Genomic DNA, 24,324 nt, shown 5'->3' with positions numbered 1-24,324 from the left:
GACTGCGAAGGGAGTGCGATGAAATGATGAATTCAGACAGATTGCCGTTGCCCAGGGCGCTGCTTGCCACTGTCCTGCTGCTGGCCAGCGGCCTGGCCCTGGCCAGTGCCCCCGCCGCGCACCCGGCGGCGCATCCGGCCACCGCACCGGCACCGGACAAGGACGAAGCCAAGACGTTGCAGCAGGCCAAGACCTACACCGTGACCACTGCGCCACCGGAGTCGCTGGAGCTGGCCGCGCCGAAATTGCCTGATTTGACGGGTTACACCGCCCAGGCCGTGGCCGCCAAGATCGACCGCCGCAAGCCGGGTAAAATCGTGGTCAAGCGCATGCTGCAGGAAGACGTGCTCAAGGAATTCATCGGCGGCGACAACAAGATGACCGAATGGGTAAACCGCCAGCACGGCATTCCCCAGGCCATCTTCATCGAGGACGGCTACGTCAACCTCACCGATCTGGTGCGCAAGCTGCCCAAGCAGTACATCCGTGAAACCTCGCCCGGCGTTTACCTGGCGCGCCTGCCGATTGTGGTCGGGCACACCGGCATCATGGAAATCGACAAGCACACCAAGGAACTGCGCCTGTCCCAGGAAGGCGGTGCGTTCATTGTCAACGATGGCAAGCTGTTCATACGTGACACCCGGGTAATGGGCTGGCGCGAGGCCGACAACGGCCCCTCCACCTTCCGTGATCCCAAGGACTTCCGCCCGTTCCTGTTGTCCTGGGGCGGCACGCAGACCTACATGGTCAACACCGTGATGGCGAGCATGGGCTACAACCAGTCCAAGTCCTACGGGGTGAGCATTTCCCAGTACACGCCGAACATGAGCGCACAGATGAACCGCGCCCAGCCCACCGGCTGGATCATCGGCAGCACTTTCTCGGACATGTGGTACGGCTTCTACTGCTATGAAACCAGCGACTTCGTGGTCAAGAGCAACACCTACCACGACAACGTGATCTACGGCATCGACCCCCACGACCGTTCTCACGGCCTGATCATCGCCGACAACACCGTGTACGGCACCAAGAAGAAGCACGGCATCATTGTTTCGCGGGAAGTGAATGACAGCTTCATCATCAACAACCGCAGCTACGACAACCACCTGTCCGGCATCGTCATCGATCGTAACAGCGTGGGCAACTTGGTGGCCTACAACAAGATCTACAAGAACCACACCGACGGCATCACCCTGTACGAAAGCGCGGACAACCTGCTGTGGGGCAACATGCTGCTGGGCAACAAGCGCCACGGCATCCGCGTGCGCAACAGCACCAACATCCGCCTCTACGAAAACAAGGCGCTGGGCAACGGCCTGACCGGTGTGTATGGCCACATCAAGGACCTGAGCAACACCGACCGCAACATCAAGCTCGACCCCTTCGACGCCCAGGTCTCGCTGATCCTGGTGGGTGGCGAACTGGCCGGCAACGGCACCGGGCCGCTGTCCATCGACTCGCCCCTGTCGGTTGAGATGTACCGCGTGTCCATGCTCGCCCCGACCAAAGCCAGCGGCATCAGCTTCACCGGCATCCTGGGCGAACGCCAGGCCGAAATCATGGACCTGATGGTTCGCCAACAAAAAGCCGTGCTGATCGACCCCGTCGAACGCCAGACCGAAATGCAGGACTGAGGATGAATTTCATGCACCCCACATTGATCAAGCTGCTCAGCCTGTCGGGCCTTGCCGCCGCGATGCTGGCCGCCAACGGCGCCAAGGCCCAGGACTTCGCCGCGCCCAAATACCAGGCCGCCCCGTGCTGCAGCCTGTGCCCGGCCGCCCACGACGCCAAGAACTACGTCACCCGCTACCAGCAGAATTTCACCACCCTGGTACAGGCCCAGGGCGACTGGCTGTTCCGTACCCAGGAAGACCTGCGCACCGAGTTCGACACCAGCCCTGAAGGCTACCGCCGCATGAAGGAGTTGCACGACGCCTTCAAGAGCAAGGGCGTGGAGTTGGTGGTGGTGTACCAGCCCACCCGTGGGCTGGTGGACCGCAACAAACTGTTCCCGGCCGACCGCGACAAGTTCGACTACGCCAAGGCGCTGAAAAACTACCAGGCCATGCTCGGTCGCTTCGCCAGCATGGGCTACAACGTGCCGGACCTGTCGCCGCTGACCAACGAACAACAGGCCCACGATTTCTACTTCCGCGGCGACCAGCACTGGACCCCGTACGGCGCCCAGCGCACGGCAAAAATCGTTGCCGAGACGGTGAAAAAAATGCCTGCCTTCGCCGATATTCCCAAGCGCGAGTTCGAGACCAAGTTGTCCGGGCGCATGGGCAAGACCGGCACCCTGCACAACATGGCCGGGCAGCTGTGCGGCACCAGCTACGCCATCCAGTACATGGACCAGTTCACCACCGAGCCCAAGGGCGAAGCCTCTGACAGCGACCTGTTCAGCGACGCCGGTACCCCGCAGATCACCCTGGTGGGCACCAGCCACAGTGGCAAGAACTACAACTTCGCCGGCTTCCTGGAACAGGACATCGGCGCCGACATCCTCAACGTGGCCTTCCCCGGCGGCGGCCTGGAGGGCTCGATGCTGCAGTACCTGGGCAGCGACGACTTCCAGAAACACCCACCGAAAATCCTCATCTGGGAATTCTCGCCGCTGTACCGCCTGGACCAGGAGACCATCTACCGGCAGATGATGTCGATGCTGGACAACGGCTGCGAAGGCAAGACCGCCGAACTGCAAGCCAGCACCACGCTGAAGACCGGTACCAACGAGCTGCTGATCAACGGTCGCAATGGCATCAAGGACCTGCATAACGGCAATCACCAGATCGACATCAAGTTTGCCGACACCTCGGTCAAGACCCTGCACGCCACCCTGTGGTACCTGAACGGTCGCCATGAAGACCTGAAGATCGAAAAACCGACGACATCCGAAACCGACGGGCGCTTTGCCTTCGAGTTGCGCAACGACGAGGACTGGGCCGCGCAGAACCTGCTGGCCCTGGAGGTGCAAGGCCCGGATGCCGGCCAGCCCGCCCAGAAAGTCGAAGCCACCGTGTGCAAGCGCAACGTCTTCCCTGGCGTTCAGCAATCGCCCAAGCAACAGAACGCCCAAGCCGGACTGTGAGGTTAGTCATGAACCACGCCAAGACCCTACGCCACCTGCTCGCCCCGACCCTGCTGGGCCTGGCCATGTTCGCCGCCAACGCCCAGGCCGCAGCGCCGCTGCATCCGCCACAGGGTTACCTGGCGGCCGTGGACAAGTTCAAGACCAGCCCCAACGACCAGGGCTGCCCAGCCATGCCCACGCCGTACACCCAGAGCCTGCAGTTTCGCAGCAAGTACGAAGGCTCGGACAAAACCCGTTCGACCTTCAATGCCACCTCTGACCAAGCCTTCCGCGATGCCACCAAAAGCATCACCAGCATGGAACGCGGCATCAGCAAGCAGGTGATGGTGTACATGCGCGACGGCAACCCACAGGAGCTCGATTGCACCCTGAACTGGCTGACCGCCTGGGCCCAGGCCGACGCCTTGATGTCCAAGGACTTCAACCACACCGGCAAGTCCATGCGCAAATGGGCGCTGGGCAGCATGGCCTCGGCCTATGTGCGGCTGAAGTTCTCCGACTCTCACCCCCTGGCCAACCACCAGCAGCAGACCCAGGTGATCGAAGCCTGGTTCGGGCGCCTGGCCGACCAGGTGGTCAGCGACTGGAACAACCTGCCGCTGGACCATACCAACAACCACTCGTACTGGGCCGCCTGGTCGGTGATGGCCACGTCCGTGGCGCTGGACCGCCGCGACCTGTTCGACTGGTCGGTGAAGGAATACAAGATCGGCGCCAACCAGGTTGACGCCGACGGCTTCCTGCCCAACGAGGTCAAGCGTCAGCAACGCGCCCTGGCCTACCACAACTATGCCCTGCCACCGCTGTCGATGATCGCCAGCTTCGCCCAGGCCAATGGCGTGGACCTGCGCCAGGAAAATAACGGCGCCCTCAAGCGCCTGGGTGACAAGGTGCTGGCCGGAGTGAAAGACCCGAGCATCTTCGAAGCCAAGAACGGCAAGGACCAGGACATGACTGACCTGAAGGTGGACAGCAAATTCGCCTGGCTGGAGCCCTGGTGCAGCCTTTACACCTGCCCGCCGGATGCACTTGAGCGCAAGCACGAAGGCCAGCCGTTCAAGACCTTCCGCCTGGGCGGCGACCTGACCAAGGTCTACGACCCCGAGCACGAAAAAGGCAACAAGGGCTCGTGAGCTGCTGATGCTGATGCTGATGCTGATGCTGATGCTGATAGTGATAGTGATGCTGATAGTGATGATGTGGGAGCGGGCTCTGCCCGCGAAAAGAACACCGCGTTGTAACTGAAACACCGCAGTGACTGCTTCGCGGGCAGAGCCCGCTCCCACAGGCCCCTTTCAGGCCAGGAATGTGAGTTATCCCCCAGGAATAAATGGGGGGTTTGGGGGGCTTCGGCCCTTGTGTATGGATCAAACAAGGAGAGATCGGGATGGTTTTCTCATCTAACGTGTTCCTGTTCCTGTTCTTGCCGGTCTTTCTCGGCTTGTACTACCTGTGCGGCAATCGTTACCGCAACCTGCTGTTGCTGGTCGCCAGCTACGTGTTCTACGCCTGGTGGCGGGTGGACTTCCTGGCGCTGTTCGCAGCCGTCACCCTGTGGAACTACTGGATCGGCCTGCGCGTAGGCGCCGCCGGCGTGCGTACCAAACCCGCACAGCGCTGGCTGCTGCTGGGCGTGGCCGTGGACCTGTGCGTGCTGGGCTACTTCAAGTACGCCAACTTCGGCGTGGAAAGCATCAACGCCATCATCAGCTCGTTCGGCATGCAGCCATTCATCCTCACCCATGTGCTGTTGCCCATCGGCATCTCGTTCTACATTTTCGAATCGATCAGCTACATCATCGACGTGTACCGCGGCGACACTCCGGCCACGCGCAACCTGATCGACTTCGCCGCGTTCGTGGCCATCTTTCCGCACCTGATTGCCGGGCCGGTGCTGCGCTTCGCCGACCTGGTGGACCAGTTCAACAACCGCACCCACACCCTGGACAAGTTCAGTGAAGGCGCCACGCGCTTCATGCAGGGCTTCATCAAGAAGGTGTTCATCGCCGACACCCTGGCCACAGTCTCTGACCACTGCTTCGCCCTGGCCGCGCCCACCACAGGTGATGCCTGGCTGGGCGCCCTGTCCTATACCGCGCAGTTGTACTTCGACTTCTCCGGCTATAGCGACATGGCCATCGGCCTGGGCCTGATGATGGGTTTCCGCTTCATGGAAAACTTCAAGCAACCCTACATCAGCCAGTCGATCACCGAGTTCTGGCGCCGCTGGCACATCAGCCTGTCCACCTGGCTGCGCGACTACCTGTACATCACCCTGGGCGGCAACCGCAAAGGCACCCTGGCCACCTACCGCAACCTGTTCCTGACCATGCTGCTGGGCGGCCTGTGGCACGGCGCTAACTTCACCTACATCATCTGGGGCGCCTGGCACGGCGCGTGGCTGGCCATCGAGCGCCTGCTGGGCATCAACACCACGCCGCGTGCGCTGAATCCGATCCGCTGGGTACTGACTTTCCTGCTGGTGATCATGGGCTGGGTGATCTTTCGGGCAGAGAACCTGCACGTGGCCTACCGCATGTACGGCGCCATGTTCAGCTTCGGCGACTGGCACCTGTCGGAACTCAATGCCGCCAGCCTCACCGGCCTGCAGGTGGCCACCCTGGTGATCGCCTACATCACCCTGGCTTTCTTCGGCCTGCGTGACCTGTACACCAATCAGCCAAAACCCAAGGCCAAGGCCCCCGTGGCCGAAGCCAACGGCCCGGCCACCGCGCAACCCGGCCTGTACCGCGCCACCCCGGGCGACAACCCGGCGGCGCTGGCCGCCCATGCCCATGGCCACCAGGTGCAAGCCTCGTACTGGACCGTGGACTGGTCGCGCTACCTGATGCGTGCCCTGGTACTGCTGCTGTTCGTGGCGTCGATCCTGAAACTGTCGGCGCAGAGTTTCTCGCCGTTCCTCTACTTCCAGTTTTGAGCGAGCCGACCATGACCCGATCATTACGCATCCTCTACATTCTGCTGTTCCTGGCCGTGTTGCTGGGGCTGGGCCTCTGGTCGCTGTGGAGCTTCGCCAGCTTCAACCGCACCGAACAGATGACCGTGCTCAACGGCAAGTTCACCAAGGCGGTGGAAACCCACTACGACGACCAGTTCCCCATCAAGCGCCTGGGCACCAACCTGTGGGCCGCAGTGGACTTCAAGTTCTTCCATGAAGGCCGCCCCGGCGTGGTGCTGGGCCGCGATCAGTGGCTGTACAGCGATGAGGAATTCGATCCGGTTGCCAATGGCCAACAGATCGAAGCCGACAATTTCGCGCTGATCAAGGGCGTGCGCGACCAGCTCAAGCAGCACGGTGTGCAGTTGGTGCTGGCCATCGTCCCGGCCAAGGCGCGCCTGTACCCGGAACACATCGGCGCCACCGCCCCGGCCGAACTGCATAAAGATCTGTACCAGCAGTTCCACGCCCAAGCCGCGGCCGCTGGCATCTTCGCCCCCGACCTGCTGGCCCCGCTGCAACAAGCCAAGCTACAAGGCCAGGTGTTCCTGCGCACCGATACCCACTGGACGCCCATGGGCGCCGACGTAGTGGCTCACAACCTGGGCAACGCCATTGCCCAGCACGCGCCGCTCAGCGGCCAGCCGCAAACCTTCGTCACCGCCAGCGACACTAGCAAGCCGTACAAGGGTGACCTGACCAACTTCCTGCCGCTGGACCCTTTATTCAGCAACCTGCTGCCCAAGCCCGACGAACTGGCGCAACGCACCACCACTCAGGCCGGCGACAAGCCTGAAAGCGGCGATGCCCTGTTCGGCGGCAGCGATATTCCGGTGGCCCTGGTGGGCACCAGCTACAGCGCCAACCCGCACTGGAATTTCCTGGGCGCGCTGCAGGAATCGCTGCACAGCGACGTCGTCAACTACGCCGAGGACGGCCACGGCCCGATTCTGCCGATGCTCAAGTACCTGCAAACCGACGCTTTCAAGAACAGCCCGCCACAAGTGCTGATCTGGGAGTTCCCGGAACGTTATCTGCCAATGAAGAACGACCTCAGCGACTTTGATCCGAACTGGATCGCCGAGCTGAAAAAAGACCCGAACACCAACCAGAACCTGGCTGTGGGCCAATCCAACTGAGCCTTCGAGACGAGCGCTCAACCTTACAAGCAAAGAGGAACCGCACATGACCGCACATACCGTTAAAACCCGTCTTGCCGCTGCTGTACTGGCTGCCGCCGGCCTGCTGTCTGCCCAGGCATTCGCCGGTGGCGACTCGGCCCTCTACGGCCCTACCGCGCCCAAAGGCTCGGCGTTTGTCCGCGTGTACAACGCCGGCAACCAGGAAGTCAGCGCCAGCGTCGGCAACACCAACCTCAACGAGATCGCGCCGCTGGCCAGCAGCGACTTCAGCTTCATGCCCCAGGGTGACTACAGCGCCAAGATCGGCGCCAAGACCCTGCCGGTGAAACTGGCTTCCGACCACTACTACACCGTGGTCAACAACACCAACGGCAACCCGCAACTGGTGGAAGAGCCGCCGTTCAAGAACAAGCAGAAGTCGCTGGTACGCGTGCAGAACCTCAGTGACAAGCCACTGACCCTGAAGACCGCCGACGGCAAGACCGACGTGGTCAAGGACGTAGCGTCCAAGGGCACCGGCGAGCGCGAGATCAACCCGGTAAAAGTCAGCCTGGCGCTGTACGAGGGCGACAAAAAAGTCAGCGACCTCAAGCCAGTGGCGCTGGAGCGTGGTGAGGCAGCCGTGCTGTACGTGACCGGTGAGGGCAGCACCCTGTCGCCGGTATGGGTACAGCGCCCGGTTTCGACCCGCTGAATGAATCGCGTCCGCCGCCCCGCAACGGGCGGCAGACCAGGAACAAAAACAAGACAGAAACGGCAACGCGTCTAACTAACCATTCGTTTTATGGAGAAACATTATGATTCCGGTGATCTTGTCAGGTGGTAGTGGCTCTCGTCTGTGGCCGCTTTCGCGCAAGCAATTCCCAAAGCAATTCCTGGCCCTGACCGGCGAGCACACGCTGTTCCAGCAAACCCTGGAGCGCCTGGTGTTCGAAGGCATGGACACCCCTATCGTGGTCTGCAACAAAGACCACCGCTTCATCGTCAATGAACAGTTGAGCAACCTGAAGCTGGAAACCCAGGGCATCCTCATGGAGCCCTTCGGCCGCAACACCGCGCCAGCCGTGGCCCTGACCGCCATGAAACTGGTCAACGAAGGCCGTGATGAGCTGATGCTGGTGCTGCCTGCCGACCACGTGATCGATGACCAGAAAGCCCTGCAACGCGCCCTGGCCCTGGCCACCGTGGCCGCCGAGCGTGGCGAGATGGTGCTGTTCGGCGTGCCGGCCACCAAGCCGGAAACCGGCTATGGCTACATCAAGTCAACCAACGATGCGCTGCTGCCCGAAGGCGTGAGCCGCGTCTCGCACTTCGTCGAGAAGCCGGATGAAAAGCGCGCCACCGAGTTTGTCGAAGCCGGCGGCTACTTCTGGAACAGCGGCATGTTCCTGTTCCGCGCCAGCCGTTTCCTGGAAGAGCTGAAAAAGCACGACCCGGACATCTACGACACCTGCATGCTCACCCTTGAGCGCAGCGTGAAAGACGGCGACAACATCGAGATCGACGAAGCCACCTTCGCCTGCTGCCCGGACAACTCCATCGACTACGCCGTGATGGAAAAAACCCAGCGCGCCTGCGTGGTGCCACTGACCGCCGGTTGGAGCGATGTGGGCTGCTGGTCGTCGCTGTGGGACGTGCACGAGAAAGACGCCAACGGCAACGTCGCCAAGGGCGACGTGGTGATCCAGGACAGCCGCAACTGCATGATCCACGGCAACGGCAAGCTGGTGTCGGTGATTGGCCTGGAAAACATCGTGGTGGTGGAAACCAAGGACGCCATGATGATTGCCCACAAGGACAAGGTCCAGGGCGTGAAACAGATGGTCGCCACCCTTAACGAACAGGGCCGCAGCGAAACCCAGAACCACTGCGAAGTGTACCGCCCATGGGGCTCGTACGACTCGGTGGACATGGGTGGCCGCTTCCAGGTCAAGCACATCTCGGTGAAGCCGGGCGCCTGCCTGAGCCTGCAAATGCACCACCACCGCGCCGAACACTGGATCGTGGTATCGGGCACCGCCGAAGTCACCTGTGACGAGAACGTGTTCCTGCTGTGTGAAAACCAGTCCACCTACATCCCGATCGCCTCGGTGCACCGCCTGCGCAACCCGGGCAAGATCCCGCTGGAAATCATCGAAGTGCAGTCGGGCAGCTACCTGGGCGAGGATGACATCGAGCGTTTCGAAGACATTTACGGTCGTTCCACCCCAGTCGAGCGTGGCGTATCGGTGAAAACCATCGCCCAGTAAGGCTGTTTGAAAGCCCCTGCCTCATCCGCTGCGTCCCCTATCCGCAGCCGGTGAGGCGGGGGCTTTTTTGTGGCAGGCACCACAATCCCAACATGAGATAAACTTGCAACACACTTATCTCGAATATTGACCCCCATGCTCATCGGCACCCTCCTCATCATCTCCTGGCTATTCCTGCTGGTTCGCTACCCAAAAAAAGCCCTGCCCATCTCCCTGGCGGCGCTGGTCGGCCTGGCCATGGTCGGCCTCAGCGTGCTGTGGCAGGACAACCGCGAATTGGCACAACTGGCGCGCATGGGCCTGCACTTCAAGTATGACAGCGAACAATGCCCCGCCGACCGGCCGCTGCAGGTCAGCATGAAAAACGGCAACAGCGTGCCCATGGTTGAAATGCAATGGCGCCTGGCGGCCTTCGCCCCCGGCGATACCGTTAACCTGGTGCAGGATAACTACGACGCACCGCGCTACCGTGGGCCCGGCCAGCTGCAACCCGGCGCTACCTGGCAAGACTGCCTGCCCGTGCCGCCCCTGCGCCCAGGCTACCGTGCACAAACCCTGGAATGGCGTGCTGAGCGTGTGCAAGGCAGCTTTGCCAACTGACTGTCAGTTCTTACAGTTTCGCCCGCAGTGCTTCGCAGGTTGATTAAGCGTTCAGCCATTCAACCGCGAGGGTCGCACCATGGGCGTTGTTACCGAACTGCATGATGCCTACGGCTTTGAAGCCAACGTCGGTGTCATCAAGGCCGAGCAATGCACGCTGGTTGGCGTGCAGCCAAAAGTCGTGCTATTTCATTCCCGCGGCTGCGGCCCTTGCGCCGAGCGCAAGATGCAGCTGGCCCAACTGGCCGAGGCTCACGGGAATATCGAGTTCTACACGTTGAAAACCGAAGGCAACAAATCGTTCTGGGGAGCGTTGGGCATTGACGGCGTTCCCACCGTGCTGTGCCTTCACCGCGATGGCCGCCTGACCAAAATCGTGGGCGGCCCATTGAGCCAGGTCGAACGCGCTATCACTGACCTGGCCTGAATCTGATTTCACAAGGATTGTCCATGCCCGTCACTTTGATCACCGGTTGTTCCAGCGGCATCGGCCTGGCCGTGGCCCGAGCCTTCAAACAGGCCGGCCATGAAGTCTGGGCCACCGCACGCAAACCCGCCGACGTTGAGCACCTGGCGCAAGAGGGCTTCACCGCCCGCGCCCTGGATGTCAACGATGAAACGGCCGTGGCCGCCCTGGCCGCCGAGTTGCCGGGGTTGGACATTCTGATCAACAACGCCGGCTACGGGGCCATGGGCCCGGTACTCGACGGCGGCGTGGCCGGCATACGCCAGCAGTTCGAGACCAACGTGTTCTCAATCGTCGGCGTGACCCGCGCGCTGTTTCCGCTGCTGCGTGCCGGCAAGGGGCTGGTGGTGAACATCGGCAGCGTCTCGGGCGTGCTGGTTACCCCGTTCGCCGGTGCCTACTGCGCGTCCAAGGCCGCCGTGCATGGGCTTAGCGACGCGTTGCGCCTGGAACTGGCGCCCTTTGGTATCCGTGTAATGGAAGTCCAGCCCGGCGCCATCGACACCCAGTTCGCCAACAACGCCAGCCGTGAAGCCGAGCAGGTGATCGCCGAAAACTCGCCATGGTGGCCCTTGCAGGCGCAGATCCGCGCACGGGCCAAGGCCTCCCAGGACCGCCCCACCCCGGCGGTGGATTTCGCCCAGGCTTTGCTGGACGCCGTGCGAAAGCCAGTGCCACCGCGGTTGGTGCGGATTGGTAATGGCAGCCGGGCGTTACCGTTTTTGGAGCGCTGGGTGCCGAAAGCGATCGTGGAAGGCATCCTGAAGAAAAAATTCGGGCTGAACCGAGACCTGTAGCAACTGCCGAAGGCTGAGAAGCACGTCTTTCGTTGAGCTAAAGGCCAAAAAACATCACTGCCCCTCAGCCGACCCCTGCTTAACAATCACCGTACAAGTCGTCCCCGCCGCCAGCAGATACCCCTCCGGTACTTCATCAATATGAATACGCACCGGCACCCGCTGTGCCAAGCGCACCCAGTTGAACGTAGGGTTCACGTCCGCCACCAACTCACGGCTCTCGGGGTTGTCACGATCGTAGATACCGCGCGAGATGCTTTCGACGTGGCCCTTGAGCACTTCGCCGCTCATCATCTGCAGGTCGGCCTTGTCGCCCACGTGCACGTTCGGCAGCTTGGTTTCTTCAAAGAAGCCGTAAACCCAGAACGAGTTCTTGTCGACAACGGCCATTTTCGCCTCGCCGGTACGGGCGTAATCGCCTACGTGCACGTTGAGGTTGGTGACGTAGCCGTCGACGGTGGCCAGCACTTTGGTGCGTGACAGGTTCAGCTGGGCAGCGTCCAGCGCGGCCACGGCCTGCTGGTAGTCGGCTTCGGCGGAGCTGGCGACGTTGCCGGCGTCTTCACGGCTTTCTTTCGACACCACCAGGTTGTCCATGTCGGCACGGCGCTTGGCGTTGACCTGGCGCATTTCCCAGGTGGCCTTGCGCGAGGCAACCAGTGCCTGGGCCTGTTTGACGGCAATTTGGTAGTGCTCGGGGTCGATCTGCAGCAGTACGTCGCCCTTCTTCACCAGTTCGTTGTCATGCACAGGCACGGCCACCACGTAACCGGACACGTCGGGGGCGACGTTGATGATGTCGGCGCGCACGCGGCCGTCCCGGGTCCACGGGGTTTGCATGTAGTGCACCCACAACTCGCGGCCGATGAACACGGCCATGGCCAGTACCAGCAGGGTGGCAATCAGGCTGAAAAACTTTTTCATCAAGTCAGTCTCAACGGTAAACGGTTAGCGCCATGGCGCCGAACAGGCAAACGAACAGGCTCAGGCGCAGCAGCGCCGGGTGCCAGAAAAAGCGGTACAGGTCCAGGCCGCTGATAAAACGGTCCAGCGCCCAGCCCACGCCAAGGGCTACCAGGAACATCAGGGTCATGGTTGGCATGTACAAACCATGAAAGGCTATTTCGCGAGGCATGGGTCAATCCTTGGGCGGGCGCGGCGGCGCCAGCTGGGCGAGCGGTGATTGCGGGTCCAGCAGGGTGCTGCGGATGAAGTGCAGGTAGCTTTGCACCCGGCGCAGCGCCGAGGTGTCGAAGTGCCGGGCGAACGGTTCGTCGGTATCGCGCACGCAGTAGATGGCCTGGTCCACGGCCGCCAGGCTGCGTTCCAGGTTGGCGCGGTTGGGCTGGATGAACAGGCGGATCAGCGAACGCCCCATGGCGCGGATAGCCTGGCGCCACGGCTGCGACTGGGCGTAGGCCGGGTGCACCGGCAGCACGTCCTGTTCGCGGCGCAGTTCGATGACCGCGTGGCCCACTTCCAGCACCACGAACATCCAGCGCAGCAAGTTGCGTTGCACTTCAGGCTTGCCCGCCGCCAGCCCGTAGGCCTGGTTGAGCACGTCGCGGGTGCGGCTTTCAAACGCCGAGCCCAGGCCACGCAGCTTGCCACTGATGGCGAACACCACCTGCTCGCGCAGGTTGTTTTCCAGGCGGCTCCACAACCAGCGGCTGTTGGGTGGCAGGATGATAGCGCCCGCGGCGGCACAGGCGAGCATGCCGATGATCATGCCGATGTAGTCGTTGATAAAGGCGTAAGCGTTGTACACCGTGAGGTTGTCGGGCACCGAGCCGATCGAGAAGAAAATCAGCAGGCCCAGGCCATACCCCGCCCACTGCGGCCGCGAAGCCAGGAAGGCGCCAAAGAGGATGACCGGCGCCAGCACCATGCACAGCAGCGCGAAGCCGTCGATCCAGGGAAACACGAAGAAGGTTTCGGCAAAACCCACCACCGCGCCCAGCATGGTGCCGCAGGCCATCTGGAACGACATGCGCTTGGGGTTCGGCGCTGCGGCCGACAGGCCCACGGTGGCCGCGGCCACCAGGGTCATGGTGGCGCCGCTGGGCCAGGCCGTGGCCACCCAGTAGCTGCCCAGCAGGCCCAGCACCGACATGGCGCGCAGCGCGGCGGCCGTGGATACCCACCAACTGGTCTGGGGCATGAACGGCTCGTCCCAGTTTTCCCGCTCGTGGCGGTGATCGGCCAGGGATGCGTGGGTAAGGGCGTAGCTGAGCAGTTCATCGACGAAGCGGTACAGCAGTTCGTAGGCAGTGTGAAAGTCCAGCAGATCGGTTTCGCTGGGCGCGCTCTCCATGAAGATGGCCCGCAGGCGGCGCACATGGGAGGGCAGCTCTTCCTTGTAAAGGGCCATCTGTTCGGCCAGGCGCTTGGCGTCGGCATCGGTAAGTGCATGCCCGGCGAAACCGTCCAGCAACACGGCCAGGGCCTGCAAACCCGGTTCGATGGCCGTCACCACCTCGGCATGGCCGTGGTTGCGGATGCGTTCCAGCAACTGGTGCAAGGCGTTGAAGCGCGTGGTGATGGCCATGAATTCGCTGTTCAGGCGGCTGACCCGGCCGCTGCGGCGGCGCATGTGCGGGTCTTCGAAAGCCACCACGCCGCGCAGGCTTTCCAGGCCCACGGCCTCGGAGATAAAGCGCACGTTGGTGCTTTCAAAGGAGGCGCGCTGGCTGGTGCCACGTAGCCCTTCGGCGACCAGCCCGGCAAACACGCCGAAGCGCTGGTACATGGCATTGCGCATCGACGCGGCGGCCGACTGCGGCAGTATGGCGGCGCTGACCGCGGTGGAGACAATCAGCCCCAGGGAAATTTCCAGCACCCGCCACACCGCCGCCATGAAGGCGCCTTCCGGGTGCGCCAGAGCCGGCAGGCCGATAAACGCCGCCGTGTAACCGGCCAGGACGAAACCGTAACCCTTGAAGTTGCGGTGGCGAACGGCACCGGCCGAACAGATGCCGAACCAGATCACCAGGCTGGGCAGGAACAGTTCGGTGTTCTGCGCAAACAGGGCAATCAAGGCCACCGTCACCACAGACCCGGCAATGGTGCCCACGAAGCGATAGAAGCTCTTGGCGAACACGTGGCCGCTTTGCAACTGCATCACGATGAACACCGTGATCATGGCCGTGCGCGGCTGCGGCAACTCCAGGCGCATGGCCAGCCACAGGGTCAGAAAGGCAGCCAGCAGCGTCTTGAACATGTACGCCCAGGTCACGCCGTCACTGCGCGCCCATTCGAAAAAACCACGGCGCCACTGCAAGGAATCCAGCCAACGCAGCGGTGCAGACAGAGAAGTCATGAATCGATCCGTCAGTGATTGAGAATGGCCAAGGCCGCCGGGGTTTTCGGCGCCGCGGTCTTGGCGTCGCTGGGCACGTCGTTGCCGGCCTGAAGGCCGCCGCCCAGGGCGGTCACCAGGTCAGCCTGGACCGTCAGGCGCGCGGCCTGCACCTGTTGCTGCACTTGCTGCTGGTGGAACAGCTGGGTCTGGGCATTGAGCACGTTGAGGAAGTCGGTCAGGCCCCGCTGGAAAGCCACCTGGGCAATATCGTAGGTCTTCTGCGCCGAGGCCACCGACTGGGCGGCGAAGGCCTGTTGCTTGTCCATGGACTCGCGGCGGATCAGCTGGTCGGAAATGCTTTTCAGCGCCTCCACCAAGGTTTGATTGTAGTGCGCCACCGCCATGTCGTAACCGGCCGACGCTTCACCCAACTGGCTGCGCAGGCGGCCGCCGTCGAAGATGGGCAAGGTCACGGCCGGGCCCACGGTATAGCTGAGCTTGGAGGCATTGAGGAAGCCGAGCATGGTGCCGCCGGTGGCCATGTAGCCCAGGCTGGCCGTCAGGTCCACGTTGGGGTAGAAACCGGCATGGGCCACGTCGATACCACGGGCCTGGGCAGCCACTTGCCAACGGCTGGCCACAACGTCCGGGCGCTGGCCGAGCAGCTCGGCCGGCAGTGCCGACGGCAGCTTCAGCGCCGCGCCCAGGGCCAGGCTTGGCCGTTGCAGGCGGGCAGCGTCGCCCGGCCCCTTGCCGGCCAGGGCCACCAATTGGTTGCCGCTAAGGGCAATATCTTCGTCCAGCGAGTCGATCTGGCGATGGGTTTCAGGCAGCGGCGTCTGCGCCTGGCTGACCTCGAATTGTGTGCCGATACCATGGGCCAGGCGCTTTTGCGCCAATTGCAGAATCTGTTCCTGCTGGGCCAGGGTGGCCTGGGCAATGTCACGCTGGGCGTAATGCAGCGACAGCTGGATGTACACCTTGACGATGTTGTTGGTCAGTTCAAGCTGGGCCTGACGGGCTTGGGCCACGCTCATGTGGGCCATGTCCACGGCCTGCTCGGTGGCGTTGCTTTCGCGGCCCCACAGGTCCAGGGAATAGCTCAGGCCCAGCCCGGCGGTGTTGTCCCAGTCGGTCACGCCGCTGAGCTCACCGGGGCCATAGAAGTTATCCGTGGGCCATTTATGCCGGGTCATGGAGCCCTTGCCGTTGATCTGTACCGACTCGGCCGACTCGGCCACGCCGGCCGCAGCCTTGGCCTGGCGCACGCGGGCGGCGGCCATGGCCAAAGTGGGGCTGCCTTGCAGGGCAGTGTCCACCCATTGGTTCAACTGGGCATCGCCATAGGCGCGCCACCATTGGCTGGCGGGCCAGTGGGCGTCCTTCGCGGCGGCCTGAATGGCCTGGTCGGTGGCCAGGGTGTTGGCTGACAGGGCCTTGCCTTGGGGGGCAATGCCGCCAGTGCCGATGCAGCCGCTGATGGTCAACGTTAAGGCCAAAACGCTGAAAGCATTCAGCTTTCGAAATATGCGACGCGGCACAGCTGCTAATTCCTGACTGAAAGAGAGGGGATTACCTTGAGGCGCCGATTCTAGGGGGTGAAACCGGTGCCGATAAGCTGGGATTCGTGTGATTCTTTATTACGTAAAAAGCGATAATCGGTGTAAAGCCGCGAGACGACAATTGTTACTTCATGCGACAATTTGCCCATCGATTCAGAGAGTGACCCATGGACACCCTGCAAAACATGCGTGCTTTCAGTTGCGTGGCCGAAGCGGGCAGTTTCACTGCCGCTGCCGTGCAACTCGATACAACCACCGCCAACGTCTCACGCGCGGTATCCAACCTCGAAGCGCATCTGCAAACCCGTCTGCTCAACCGCACCACTCGACGCATTGCCCTGACCGAAGCCGGCAAGCGCTATTTGCTGCGCTGCGAGCAGATCCTGGCTTACGTCGAAGAAGCCGAAGCCGAGGCCAGCGACGCCCATGCACGCCCGGCCGGGCAGCTGAAAGTGCACACCATGACCGGTATCGGCATGCACTTTGTGATTGACGCCATTGCCCGCTACCGCAAGACCCACCCCGACGTGACCTTCGACCTGACCCTGGCAAACCGCGTACCGGACTTGCTGGACGAAGGCTATGACGTGTCCATCGTGCTGGCCAGCGAACTCCCCGACTCGGGGTTTGTGTCCCAGCGCCTAGGCATCACCTACAGCATCGTCTGCGCCTCGCCCGAGTACGTGAAGGCCCACGGCACCGCGCGCAAGCCCGGCGACCTGATGTCCCATGCCTGCCTGCGGCTGATCAGCCCGGTGGTGCAACTGGAGAAGTGGCTGTTCGACGGCCCGGAGGGCCAGGAGATGGTCAACATCAGCAATGCACCGTTTCAGGTCAATTCCGCCGACGCAATGAAAAGCGCGATCATCAGCGGCATGGGCGTGGGCGTGCTGCCGATCTACGCAGCCATCGATGGCCTGCGCAACGGCACCCTGGTGCGCCTGCTGCCTGACTACCGCTTGCAAGAGCTGAACCTGTACGCCATCTACCCCTCGCGCCAGTACCTGGACGCGAAGATCAAGACGTGGGTGGAATACCTGCGCGGCTCGCTGCCGGACATTCTGGCGGCGCACGAGGCGGACCTGAAGACCCATGAGTTGAACGGTGAAGCCGCGGCAAGTGGCAAGCTTCAAGCTTCAAGTTAATTGCATTGCACATAGGGCCTTGCGACTCGCCGCTTCTAGCTTGTAGCTTGATGCTTGTCGCTAAAAGCTGCCATTAGGAAAGCCCAATGAAAAAGACCGTACTTGCCTTCAGCCGCATCACGCCGCCCATGGTCGAGCGTCTGCAACAAGATTTCGACGTGATCGTTCCCAATCCGAAGAGCGGTGACATTGGCGCCCAGTTCGACGAGGCCCTGCCCAACGCCCACGGCCTGATCGGTGCCGGCCGCCCGCTGGGTGCCAAGCAACTGGCCAGCGCCGGCAAGCTTGAGGTGGTGTCCAGCGTCTCGGTTGGCTACGACAATTATGACGTGGCCTACTTCAACGAGCGCGGCATCATGCTCACCAATACCCCCGACGTACTCACCGAAAGCACCGCCGACCTCGGCTTCTCGCTGATCATGAGCAGCGCCCGCCGTGTGGCGGAGCTGGACGCCTGGACCAAGGCTGGGGAATGGAAAGTCAGCGTCGGCGCCAATCATTTTGGCACTGACGTGTACGGCAAGACCCTGGGCATCGTCGGCATGGGCAACATCGGCGCAGCCATTGCCCGCCGTGGTCGCCTGGGCTTCAACATGCCGATCCTGTACAGCGGCAACAGCCGCAAGAGCGCCATCGAGCAGGAACTGGGCGCCCAGTTCCGCAGCCTGGACCAACTACTGGCCGAAGCCGATTTCGTCTGCCTGGTGGTACCGCTGAGCGAGAAGACCAAGCACCTGATCAGCCATCGCGAATTGGCGCTGATGAAGCCCTCGGCCATCCTGGTGAACATCGCTCGCGGGCCTATCGTCGACGAACCGGCACTGATCGAGGCGCTGCGCAAAGGCACCATCCGTGGCGCCGGCCTGGACGTCTACGAAAAGGAACCGCTGACCGAATCGCCGCTGTTCCAACTGAGTAACGCCGTCACCCTGCCGCACATTGGCTCCGCCACCTCGGAAACCCGCGAGGCCATGGCCAACCGCGCCATCGACAACCTGACCGCAGCCCTCAAGGGCCAGCGCCCTCAGGACCTGGTGAATCCGCAAACCTTCAAGGGCTGATCAAGCCAGCTTGCCAGCGACCGCCAACACCGGCGGCCGCTGCTTGCGAAACACCAGCAGGTTGCCCGCCATCACCAGCACCAGGCCCGCCAAGGCCGGCGCCGTCCATCGATAGCCTTCGGCATAGGCCGACACGTTCAGCGCCACCAGTGGGAACAACACCGTGCAATAGGCTGCCCGCTCAGGGCCCATGCGCCCCACCAGGGTCAGGTAGGCCGTGAAGCCGATCACCGAGCCTGGTATCACCAGGTACAGCAGCGAGCCGATGTATTGCGCACTCCAGTCGACGCTGAAGGGAATGCCGCGCACCAGGCAATAACCCGCCAGCATTCCCGAACCATAGAGCATGCCCCAGGCGTTGGTAGTCAACGGCCTGAGCCCCGCTTTCTGTTGCAGGCTGGACAGCAGGTTGCCCGCCGAGAAGCACAGGGTGCCGAGCAAGGCCAGCGCCAGGCCGACAAGCGTCTCGCGGCTGGCCGAATGACCCGCCAGTTCGGGCCAGAACAGCAACCCCAAGCCCAGCAGCCCCAGCGCCCCGCCGCCCAGTACATGGCCAGCGATACGCTGGCCGAAGAACACCCGCGCATTCAGCGCGTTCCACAGTGTTGCAGTGGAAAACACCACCGCCACCAGGCCGCTGGGCACCCACTGGCTGGCCGTCAGAAAGCACATGAAGTTCACGCAGAACAGGCACAACCCCTGGGCCACGCACATCAGGTGGCCACGGCGATTCATGGGTTGCAGGCGGCGGCCGAGCAGCAGACTGGCAAACAGCACCAGCGCCGCCAGGGCGAAGCGGTAAACGATCGACACCGGGATGGCGACCACGCCCAATTGCAGCTTCAGGGCGATCCAGGTGGTGCCCCAAATCAGCACGGTAAGCAGGTAAAGAAAGAGGTTCATGGTGCGGGCTCCTGTTGGGCCTCCATCCTCCCAAGCCGCGGGCCGGCGCAGTTGCAGATTCTTGCGCACTTTGTCTGTACCTCACTGCCCACCGGTACGCGAGCGGGTACCATGCACGCAGAGGACAACCGACCATGACAGCCCAGCCCCACATCCACGTGTTCCAATGCCTGCACCGCTCGCCCCACGCACGCCTTGAGCAAAGCGCGTCGCTGGGCGACGGGCTGGTGGCAGCGCTGTGGAACAACCGTCATGACGCGCAACAATACAAGGCGCCCAGCCATCACACCCTGTCGTTCTACGTGGCGGGTGGCACGGGGACGTTTCGCACTGACGCACCGGGGCGCATGGGCGCCCCGCAGGTGTTGTGCACCCTGCCGGCCGGACAGGACTCGGCGTGGGTGGTGAACGGCGAACTGCGCCTGGCGCACCTGTATTTCAGCGAGCAGCAATTCGCGTTGGGCTGCGTCACCCTGCTGGACCGCGAGCCTCGGGAAATGCAGCTGCGCGAACGGACCTTTGTTGAAGACCCCTGCCAGACCGAACGCTTCCGCCACCTGATCGCGCTGGACTGGCAAGAGCCCGGCGATCGGCTGTTGGGCACCAGCCTGGCCCATGAACTGCTGAGCCACACCTTGTTGAGCCAGGCGGGCCGGCGTGAAGGGCTGAAGGTCAAAGGCGGGCTCGCCGCGCACCAGCGCCGCAGCCTGGTGGATTACATCGATGGCGCCCTGGACCAGCCGCTGACACTGGGGGAGCTGGCTGCGCTGTGCAGCCTGTCCGAATACCATTTCGCCCGCATGTTCCGCGCAAGCTTTGGCCTGCCGCCCCATCAGTATGTGCTGGCCCGGCGCCTGGCCCTGGCCTGTCGCCTGCTGCGCACTTGCGCGCAGGCCCTGGCCGACATCGCCCTGGCGTGCGGCTTTGCCAGCGCCAGCCATTTTTCCAACCGTTTCCGCCAGGTCATGGGAGCCACGCCAGGGGCGTATAGAACGGCCCTGCGGGCTTAGAAAACCGCGACCAACGGCGCCAGTACAGTCCCCACGGCCGCCAGGCCCAATGCTGCGCGCGGCCGGTAAGGCAGCAGGAACACCAACAGCACGCCACTGCCCATCAGGCCGGCGCACCAGTGCAGCAGGCCCATGCTCCACCCATCGGCCATGACCACTGCCCGCCACAACCCACCGGCCAGCAGCAGCGCGCCCAGCAGGCGCAATGCCCAGCACACCCGGGCCTGCGGGGCCCGGCCAATAAGGTCGCGGTAGTGACGGTCCATGCCCAGGCACAGGCCGGCAAAGCCCGAGTAGCACAGCCAGCCGACGATCAACATCATCACGCTTGGCTCCCCGCAGCCAGCGCCACCTTGCGCGCGCGCGCGACCGGGGCGCCCTGCCACAACTTGTGCACCGCCCAGGCCAACAACAGGCCCCAGGCCAGCGCTGCAAGGTCCACACCGGCCATGGCCCAATCGCCCGCCGGCAACGAGTGGTTCAAGCCATGCTCCGTGGTCAGCGCGTTGAGCAGCGGCAAGCCGGCAAACAGCAAGGTGGCCAGGCCCAACTGCTCAAGCCAGGCCTGCCGCGCCGGGCGCAGTGCGGCGTGCACGGCCGACAGGCCCCAGATCCAGAAAAACACCTGAACTTCCATCTTACTGCGACCCACTAGCGCCACAGGCAGCAGACGATTGGCCCAGAAGAAGCCGATCACTGCCAGCATCAGCCCGGCCATGCTCATCACGTTGAGTACCGCCACCAGCCGCAGGTGAACCGGTTGCCGGTCACTCTTGGCATGCTTGAGCTGCCGCTTGCCCAGCCACATCACCAGCCCGGTGCCGATCATGGCGGTAGCGCCAACGCCTGCGAGGAAATACAGCCAGCGCAACCCTGCATCGGCAAAGTGGCCCATGTGCAGGCCATACAGGCCACCGGCGATCATCAGCGGCACGCTGTTGATCTGGCTGTCGAAACGCAGCGCACCACTGACGCCGTCGAACACCAGGCCCTGGCCGATCTGGTGCACGATGCGATCAGCACCGTGGCGAGCGAACACCACCGAGGCGTTGGCATCGCCTGGGTGGTCGACTTCCACCAGCCCCAGATGGCTGTTGGGAGCTGCGCGGTGGAACTGTGCGTAAAGCTCCTCCAGCGGCAGCAACCGGGCCGCATGCCCCGCCGCCGCCGGCACATTGCTGGTGGGCATCAGTTCCTGGAACACCGCAGCGGTTTGCGAGCCGTACTGGGCCAGGATGTTGCCGGGCAGCAACATGGTCATGAAAATCACCAGGCTGCTGTACGTGATCAGCAGATGGAACGGCAGCACCAGCACACCCACGGCATTATGGCCATCGAGCCAGGAGCGCTGGCCCTTGCGCGGTCGAAAGGTGAAGAACTCCTTGAAGATCTTCTTGTGGGTGATGACCCCGCTCACCAGGGTCACCAGCATCACCAGCGCACACAGGCTGGCCAGCCAACGGCCCCAGGGGTATGGCAATTGCAGTTGGAAGTGGAATCGGTAAAAGAATTCACCGCCCATGGAGTCGCGGGCAGTCACCGCCTGCCCCGTGCGCGCATCGAGGCTGACTTCGCGCAATGAACCGGAAGCGTCGGGGAACATCAGCGAAATGTCTGGGCGCCGCGCGTCGGGGACGCTGATGTACCACACCGACGCCTGGCTGGCATTGGCCTGCAGATAGCGTTGAGCGTTGGCCAGGCTGGCGGCATCATCGAGTGGGTAGGCGGCGATTTCGGGGTGGGTCCAGTGGCTGACTTCTTCCTTGAAGTAAGAAAGCGTGCCCGTCAGGAATATCGCGAACAGCAGCCAGCCGAACACTAATCCTGCCCAGGTGTGCAGCCACGCCATGGCCTGGCGCAGTCCCTCTTTCATGATTGCCTCAGCCAGTACAGAACGCTGTTGACAGCCACCAGTGCCAGGCTTGGCACCATCATCCCCAGCCAGGCCCGCCCGGCGCTGCGGCAAGCAAAACACCAGAGCACGGCCACCACATACGCCAGGAACGACAGCATCATGCCGCTGACCATGGCCTCGGCCCGTGCCATGGGCACCAACGCCGCCAGGCTGATGCCCAGCAGCGACGCAAGCACATATCCGCCCAGCGCCGCGGCAACGATGCGCGAGCAGACGCCCAGGCGGTAGGCAACGGGCAAGCCGACAGGGAAAGCTTTCATGGTGATGGCCAGGCTCAATGCAGCGAGATAATAATTCAACGATATTAATGATAAATATTCTCATACGCAAAGCACTTACGCAGCCGTCCATTGCCGATGACGTATCAAAAGCCCTACAATGCGAACAATTCTTATTATTTAATGCAGCCTAAGGGCGCTGGAGAGCCGTTGGTGTTGCGCCCCCCTTCTTCCTCTTCGCACCTGATCGAAGGCCTGTACCTGGACCACCAAGGCTGGCTGACCCACTGGCTTCGCCGCCGCCTCGGCTGCCCTGACAGTGCCGCCGACCTTGCCCAGGACACCTTCGTGCGCCTGCTGGCCGCCCGCGAAGCGCCATCCATCAAGGAGCCGCGCGCGTTCCTGACCACCGTGGCCAAGCGCGTGCTGTTCAACCACTACCGCCGCCAGGACGTGGAACGCGCCTACTTGCAGGCCCTGGCCCAGCTTCCGGACGCACTGGCCCCCAGTGAGGAATACCGCGCCATCATCCTGGAGACCCTGGTAGAGCTGGACCGTCTGCTCGACGGCCTGGCCGCACCGGTGCGCCGCGCCTTTGTGCTAGCCCAGGTGGATGGCCTGAGCCAGGCTGAAATCGCTGAGCAGCTGGATATTTCCGTGGCCACCGTCAAACGTCACCTGCACAAGGCAGCGCTGCGCTGCTACTTCGCCCTGTGAGCAGCGCCGGCAGTTTCGCCCCGCAGGTGGCGGAGCAAGCGGTGCAGTGGCTGTTGGACATGCACGATGCGCCGCTGGCCGGGGAACAACAGCAACGCTTCGAACACTGGTTGGCCAGCAACAGCGAACACCAGCGGGCCTGGGCGCACATTCACGCGGTCAACCAGCGCTTGCGCGGGATCGATGGGCCGCTGGCCCACGCCGCCCTTGATTCGCCGCGCCTGGCCGGCCGGCGGCAGGCGCTCAAAGCGCTGTTGGTGGTGGCCATGGGCGGCGCCGCCATCGCCACCCTGAACCAGCAGCCATGGCTGCCGCCACTGACCGCCGACCTGCGCAGCCCGGTCGGCGAACGCCGACATCAGCAGTTGAGCGATGGCAGCCAACTGCAACTCAACACCGGCAGCGCCGTGGATATCCGCTTCGATGCCCACCAGCGCCTGGTGCGCCTGCTGGAAGGCGAACTGCAGATCGACGCCAGCCACGAACAGCGACCGCTGCGCATCGCCACCGCGCAAGGGCAGATCACCCCGCTCGACGGTCGGATCAATGTGCGCCAGCTCCGGCATCGCACCCGCGTCTCCGTCCTCAGCGGCACCGCGCAGTTGCAGCCGGCCTATTTGCAGGGTTACCCACTGCGCTTTGAAACAGGCCAACAGGTGGAATTCGATGCCCATCACGCGCGCGTGCCCAGGCCCATCGACGCCAACAGCAGTGCCTGGGTCAACGGCATGCTGATGGCCTCGCATATGCGCCTGGCGGATTTCCTTGGGGAGCTGGCACGCTACCGTCGTGGCGAACTGACGTGCGCCGACGAGGTGGCCGACCTGCTGATTTCCGGCAGTTACCCCTTGGCCGATACTGAACGCATCCTTGATCTGCTAGAGGTGGCATTGCCCGTGCGCGTCAAGCGTTTCACGCGTTTCTGGGTGTCGGTTCAGGCCCGCGCGTGAGGGGGGTGAAAAAGTGTTTCGCGATGTACGGGGATACCCGGCGATGCTCCGAGAACGGTCCGCTTTAAACCTTGATCCTGCCGTCGGCCCCGTCAAGCGCCATGGCTGTTGCGGTCCCAAAAAGTCAGTCGGCGTACGGCCGAAACCGTCGGCGGTTTCACCCGTAATACTGGATATGCCCTCGGTCCCCGAAGCACGTTCCCAGGAAAGTGGACATATCCATTGCTGCAGT

Annotated in this window: 23 protein-coding genes; 15 read left to right on the top strand and 8 right to left on the bottom strand. The window is 63.0% G+C overall.

The window, feature by feature from the left end:
• Positions 1–23 precede the first annotated feature (23 nt).
• From algG to PMM47T1_RS17345, 10 genes are all read left to right on the top strand, one after another.
• On the top strand, positions 24–1,634 hold the full coding sequence (gene algG, locus PMM47T1_RS17390) for a mannuronan 5-epimerase AlgG (protein WP_008371278.1): 1,611 nt from the start codon (positions 24–26) through the stop codon (positions 1,632–1,634).
• 11 nt (positions 1,635–1,645) lie between these two features.
• Positions 1,646–3,094 (top strand): alginate O-acetyltransferase, encoded by a 1,449-nt coding sequence (locus PMM47T1_RS17385; RefSeq protein ID WP_008371276.1) that lies wholly within the window; start codon positions 1,646–1,648, stop codon positions 3,092–3,094.
• An 8-nt stretch (positions 3,095–3,102) separates the two neighbouring features.
• A complete protein-coding gene (locus PMM47T1_RS17380; protein ID WP_008371274.1) occupies positions 3,103–4,230 on the top strand; it encodes a mannuronate-specific alginate lyase in 1,128 nt (375 codons plus the stop codon).
• A 254-nt stretch (positions 4,231–4,484) separates the two neighbouring features.
• On the top strand, positions 4,485–6,035 hold the full coding sequence (locus tag PMM47T1_RS17375; protein ID WP_008371272.1) for an MBOAT family O-acyltransferase: 1,551 nt from the start codon (positions 4,485–4,487) through the stop codon (positions 6,033–6,035).
• A gap of 11 nt (positions 6,036–6,046) precedes the next feature.
• Positions 6,047–7,195, top strand: a complete 1,149-nt coding sequence (locus tag PMM47T1_RS17370; RefSeq protein ID WP_008371271.1) for an alginate O-acetyltransferase — start codon at positions 6,047–6,049, stop codon at positions 7,193–7,195.
• Between the two features lie 46 nt (positions 7,196–7,241).
• On the top strand, positions 7,242–7,892 hold the full coding sequence (locus PMM47T1_RS17365) for an alginate O-acetyltransferase AlgF (protein ID WP_008371269.1): 651 nt from the start codon (positions 7,242–7,244) through the stop codon (positions 7,890–7,892).
• A 103-nt stretch (positions 7,893–7,995) separates the two neighbouring features.
• Complete coding sequence (locus PMM47T1_RS17360; protein WP_008371267.1) at positions 7,996–9,447, top strand: mannose-1-phosphate guanylyltransferase/mannose-6-phosphate isomerase; 1,452 nt, start codon at positions 7,996–7,998, stop codon at positions 9,445–9,447.
• 135 nt (positions 9,448–9,582) lie between these two features.
• Entirely contained in the window at positions 9,583–10,047 is a 465-nt protein-coding gene (locus tag PMM47T1_RS17355; RefSeq protein ID WP_008371265.1) for a hypothetical protein, read from the top strand.
• A gap of 79 nt (positions 10,048–10,126) precedes the next feature.
• Positions 10,127–10,474 carry a thioredoxin family protein gene (locus PMM47T1_RS17350; RefSeq protein WP_008371264.1) on the top strand — a complete coding sequence of 116 codons (348 nt, stop codon included), beginning with the start codon at positions 10,127–10,129 and terminating at the stop codon, positions 10,472–10,474.
• Between the two features lie 23 nt (positions 10,475–10,497).
• The gene (locus PMM47T1_RS17345; protein WP_008371261.1) at positions 10,498–11,310 is read left to right on the top strand and encodes an SDR family oxidoreductase; all 813 of its coding nucleotides are present in this window, start codon (positions 10,498–10,500) and stop codon (positions 11,308–11,310) included.
• A gap of 54 nt (positions 11,311–11,364) precedes the next feature.
• Here PMM47T1_RS17345 and PMM47T1_RS17340 read toward each other — a convergent pair whose 3' ends face one another.
• Genes PMM47T1_RS17340 through PMM47T1_RS17325 form a run of 4 tightly spaced genes read right to left on the bottom strand, consistent with a single transcriptional unit; the run spans position 11,365 to position 16,152 of the window.
• The gene (locus PMM47T1_RS17340; protein ID WP_008371259.1) at positions 11,365–12,234 is read right to left on the bottom strand and encodes an efflux RND transporter periplasmic adaptor subunit; all 870 of its coding nucleotides are present in this window, start codon (positions 12,232–12,234) and stop codon (positions 11,365–11,367) included.
• Between the two features lie 10 nt (positions 12,235–12,244).
• Positions 12,245–12,445, bottom strand: a complete 201-nt coding sequence (locus PMM47T1_RS17335; protein WP_008371257.1) for a DUF1656 domain-containing protein — start codon at positions 12,443–12,445, stop codon at positions 12,245–12,247.
• Positions 12,446–12,448: 3 nt separating this feature from the next.
• Positions 12,449–14,629, bottom strand: a complete 2,181-nt coding sequence (locus PMM47T1_RS17330; protein WP_008371254.1) for an FUSC family protein — start codon at positions 14,627–14,629, stop codon at positions 12,449–12,451.
• An 11-nt stretch (positions 14,630–14,640) separates the two neighbouring features.
• A complete protein-coding gene (locus PMM47T1_RS17325; protein WP_008371253.1) occupies positions 14,641–16,152 on the bottom strand; it encodes an efflux transporter outer membrane subunit in 1,512 nt (503 codons plus the stop codon).
• Between the two features lie 188 nt (positions 16,153–16,340).
• Here PMM47T1_RS17325 and PMM47T1_RS17320 point away from each other — a divergent pair, with 188 nt between their 5' ends.
• Both PMM47T1_RS17320 and PMM47T1_RS17315 read left to right on the top strand, forming a co-directional pair.
• The gene (locus PMM47T1_RS17320) at positions 16,341–17,318 is read left to right on the top strand and encodes a LysR family transcriptional regulator (RefSeq protein ID WP_008371251.1); all 978 of its coding nucleotides are present in this window, start codon (positions 16,341–16,343) and stop codon (positions 17,316–17,318) included.
• Positions 17,319–17,404: 86 nt separating this feature from the next.
• The gene (locus tag PMM47T1_RS17315; protein ID WP_008371249.1) at positions 17,405–18,379 is read left to right on the top strand and encodes a 2-hydroxyacid dehydrogenase; all 975 of its coding nucleotides are present in this window, start codon (positions 17,405–17,407) and stop codon (positions 18,377–18,379) included.
• On the opposite strand, the gene PMM47T1_RS17310 is transcribed toward PMM47T1_RS17315, so the two are convergent.
• The gene (locus PMM47T1_RS17310) at positions 18,380–19,282 is read right to left on the bottom strand and encodes a DMT family transporter (protein WP_008371246.1); all 903 of its coding nucleotides are present in this window, start codon (positions 19,280–19,282) and stop codon (positions 18,380–18,382) included.
• Between the two features lie 134 nt (positions 19,283–19,416).
• On the opposite strand from PMM47T1_RS17310, the gene PMM47T1_RS17305 reads away from it, so the two are divergent.
• Positions 19,417–20,292 carry a helix-turn-helix transcriptional regulator gene (locus PMM47T1_RS17305; RefSeq protein ID WP_008371244.1) on the top strand — a complete coding sequence of 292 codons (876 nt, stop codon included), beginning with the start codon at positions 19,417–19,419 and terminating at the stop codon, positions 20,290–20,292.
• Here the strand turns inward: PMM47T1_RS17305 and PMM47T1_RS17300 are convergent.
• Genes PMM47T1_RS17300 through PMM47T1_RS17290 form a run of 3 tightly spaced genes read right to left on the bottom strand, consistent with a single transcriptional unit; the run spans position 20,289 to position 22,467 of the window.
• Positions 20,289–20,615, bottom strand: a complete 327-nt coding sequence (locus PMM47T1_RS17300) for a DUF3325 domain-containing protein (protein ID WP_008371242.1) — start codon at positions 20,613–20,615, stop codon at positions 20,289–20,291. The genes PMM47T1_RS17305 and PMM47T1_RS17300 overlap by 4 nt on opposite strands.
• A complete protein-coding gene (locus PMM47T1_RS17295) occupies positions 20,615–22,165 on the bottom strand; it encodes a PepSY-associated TM helix domain-containing protein (RefSeq protein WP_008371240.1) in 1,551 nt (516 codons plus the stop codon). The genes PMM47T1_RS17300 and PMM47T1_RS17295 overlap by 1 nt, the downstream gene beginning before the upstream one ends.
• A complete protein-coding gene (locus PMM47T1_RS17290) occupies positions 22,162–22,467 on the bottom strand; it encodes a DUF3649 domain-containing protein (protein WP_043301225.1) in 306 nt (101 codons plus the stop codon). Before PMM47T1_RS17290 ends, PMM47T1_RS17295 begins: the two co-directional genes overlap by 4 nt.
• Positions 22,468–22,608: 141 nt before the next feature.
• On the opposite strand from PMM47T1_RS17290, the gene PMM47T1_RS17285 reads away from it, so the two are divergent.
• Positions 22,609–23,142 (top strand): sigma-70 family RNA polymerase sigma factor, encoded by a 534-nt coding sequence (locus PMM47T1_RS17285; RefSeq protein WP_050990431.1) that lies wholly within the window; start codon positions 22,609–22,611, stop codon positions 23,140–23,142.
• On the top strand, positions 23,139–24,092 hold the full coding sequence (locus PMM47T1_RS17280; RefSeq protein ID WP_008371234.1) for a FecR family protein: 954 nt from the start codon (positions 23,139–23,141) through the stop codon (positions 24,090–24,092). The genes PMM47T1_RS17285 and PMM47T1_RS17280 overlap by 4 nt, the downstream gene beginning before the upstream one ends.
• The last annotated feature ends 232 nt before the right edge of the window (positions 24,093–24,324 follow it).

Origin of the sequence: Pseudomonas sp. M47T1, assembly GCF_000263855.1 — a bacterium.
Taxonomy (GTDB): Bacteria; Pseudomonadota; Gammaproteobacteria; order Pseudomonadales; family Pseudomonadaceae; genus Aquipseudomonas.
Note: the sequence above shows the minus strand (reverse complement) of the source record. Positions and strands in the feature narration are given on the sequence as shown.

Coding starts and splice junctions, on each gene's coding strand:
- algG (WP_008371278.1), top strand. CDS start 24: ATGATGAATTCAGACAGATTGCCGTTGCCCAGGGCGCTGCTTGCCACT.
- PMM47T1_RS17385 (WP_008371276.1), top strand. CDS start 1,646: ATGCACCCCACATTGATCAAGCTGCTCAGCCTGTCGGGCCTTGCCGCC.
- PMM47T1_RS17380 (WP_008371274.1), top strand. CDS start 3,103: ATGAACCACGCCAAGACCCTACGCCACCTGCTCGCCCCGACCCTGCTG.
- PMM47T1_RS17375 (WP_008371272.1), top strand. CDS start 4,485: ATGGTTTTCTCATCTAACGTGTTCCTGTTCCTGTTCTTGCCGGTCTTT.
- PMM47T1_RS17370 (WP_008371271.1), top strand. CDS start 6,047: ATGACCCGATCATTACGCATCCTCTACATTCTGCTGTTCCTGGCCGTG.
- PMM47T1_RS17365 (WP_008371269.1), top strand. CDS start 7,242: ATGACCGCACATACCGTTAAAACCCGTCTTGCCGCTGCTGTACTGGCT.
- PMM47T1_RS17360 (WP_008371267.1), top strand. CDS start 7,996: ATGATTCCGGTGATCTTGTCAGGTGGTAGTGGCTCTCGTCTGTGGCCG.
- PMM47T1_RS17355 (WP_008371265.1), top strand. CDS start 9,583: ATGCTCATCGGCACCCTCCTCATCATCTCCTGGCTATTCCTGCTGGTT.
- PMM47T1_RS17350 (WP_008371264.1), top strand. CDS start 10,127: ATGGGCGTTGTTACCGAACTGCATGATGCCTACGGCTTTGAAGCCAAC.
- PMM47T1_RS17345 (WP_008371261.1), top strand. CDS start 10,498: ATGCCCGTCACTTTGATCACCGGTTGTTCCAGCGGCATCGGCCTGGCC.
- PMM47T1_RS17340 (WP_008371259.1), bottom strand. CDS start 12,234: ATGAAAAAGTTTTTCAGCCTGATTGCCACCCTGCTGGTACTGGCCATG.
- PMM47T1_RS17335 (WP_008371257.1), bottom strand. CDS start 12,445: ATGCCTCGCGAAATAGCCTTTCATGGTTTGTACATGCCAACCATGACC.
- PMM47T1_RS17330 (WP_008371254.1), bottom strand. CDS start 14,629: ATGACTTCTCTGTCTGCACCGCTGCGTTGGCTGGATTCCTTGCAGTGG.
- PMM47T1_RS17320 (WP_008371251.1), top strand. CDS start 16,341: ATGGACACCCTGCAAAACATGCGTGCTTTCAGTTGCGTGGCCGAAGCG.
- PMM47T1_RS17315 (WP_008371249.1), top strand. CDS start 17,405: ATGAAAAAGACCGTACTTGCCTTCAGCCGCATCACGCCGCCCATGGTC.
- PMM47T1_RS17310 (WP_008371246.1), bottom strand. CDS start 19,282: ATGAACCTCTTTCTTTACCTGCTTACCGTGCTGATTTGGGGCACCACC.
- PMM47T1_RS17305 (WP_008371244.1), top strand. CDS start 19,417: ATGACAGCCCAGCCCCACATCCACGTGTTCCAATGCCTGCACCGCTCG.
- PMM47T1_RS17300 (WP_008371242.1), bottom strand. CDS start 20,615: ATGATGTTGATCGTCGGCTGGCTGTGCTACTCGGGCTTTGCCGGCCTG.
- PMM47T1_RS17295 (WP_008371240.1), bottom strand. CDS start 22,165: ATGAAAGAGGGACTGCGCCAGGCCATGGCGTGGCTGCACACCTGGGCA.
- PMM47T1_RS17290 (WP_043301225.1), bottom strand. CDS start 22,467: ATGAAAGCTTTCCCTGTCGGCTTGCCCGTTGCCTACCGCCTGGGCGTC.
- PMM47T1_RS17285 (WP_050990431.1), top strand. CDS start 22,609: ATGCAGCCTAAGGGCGCTGGAGAGCCGTTGGTGTTGCGCCCCCCTTCT.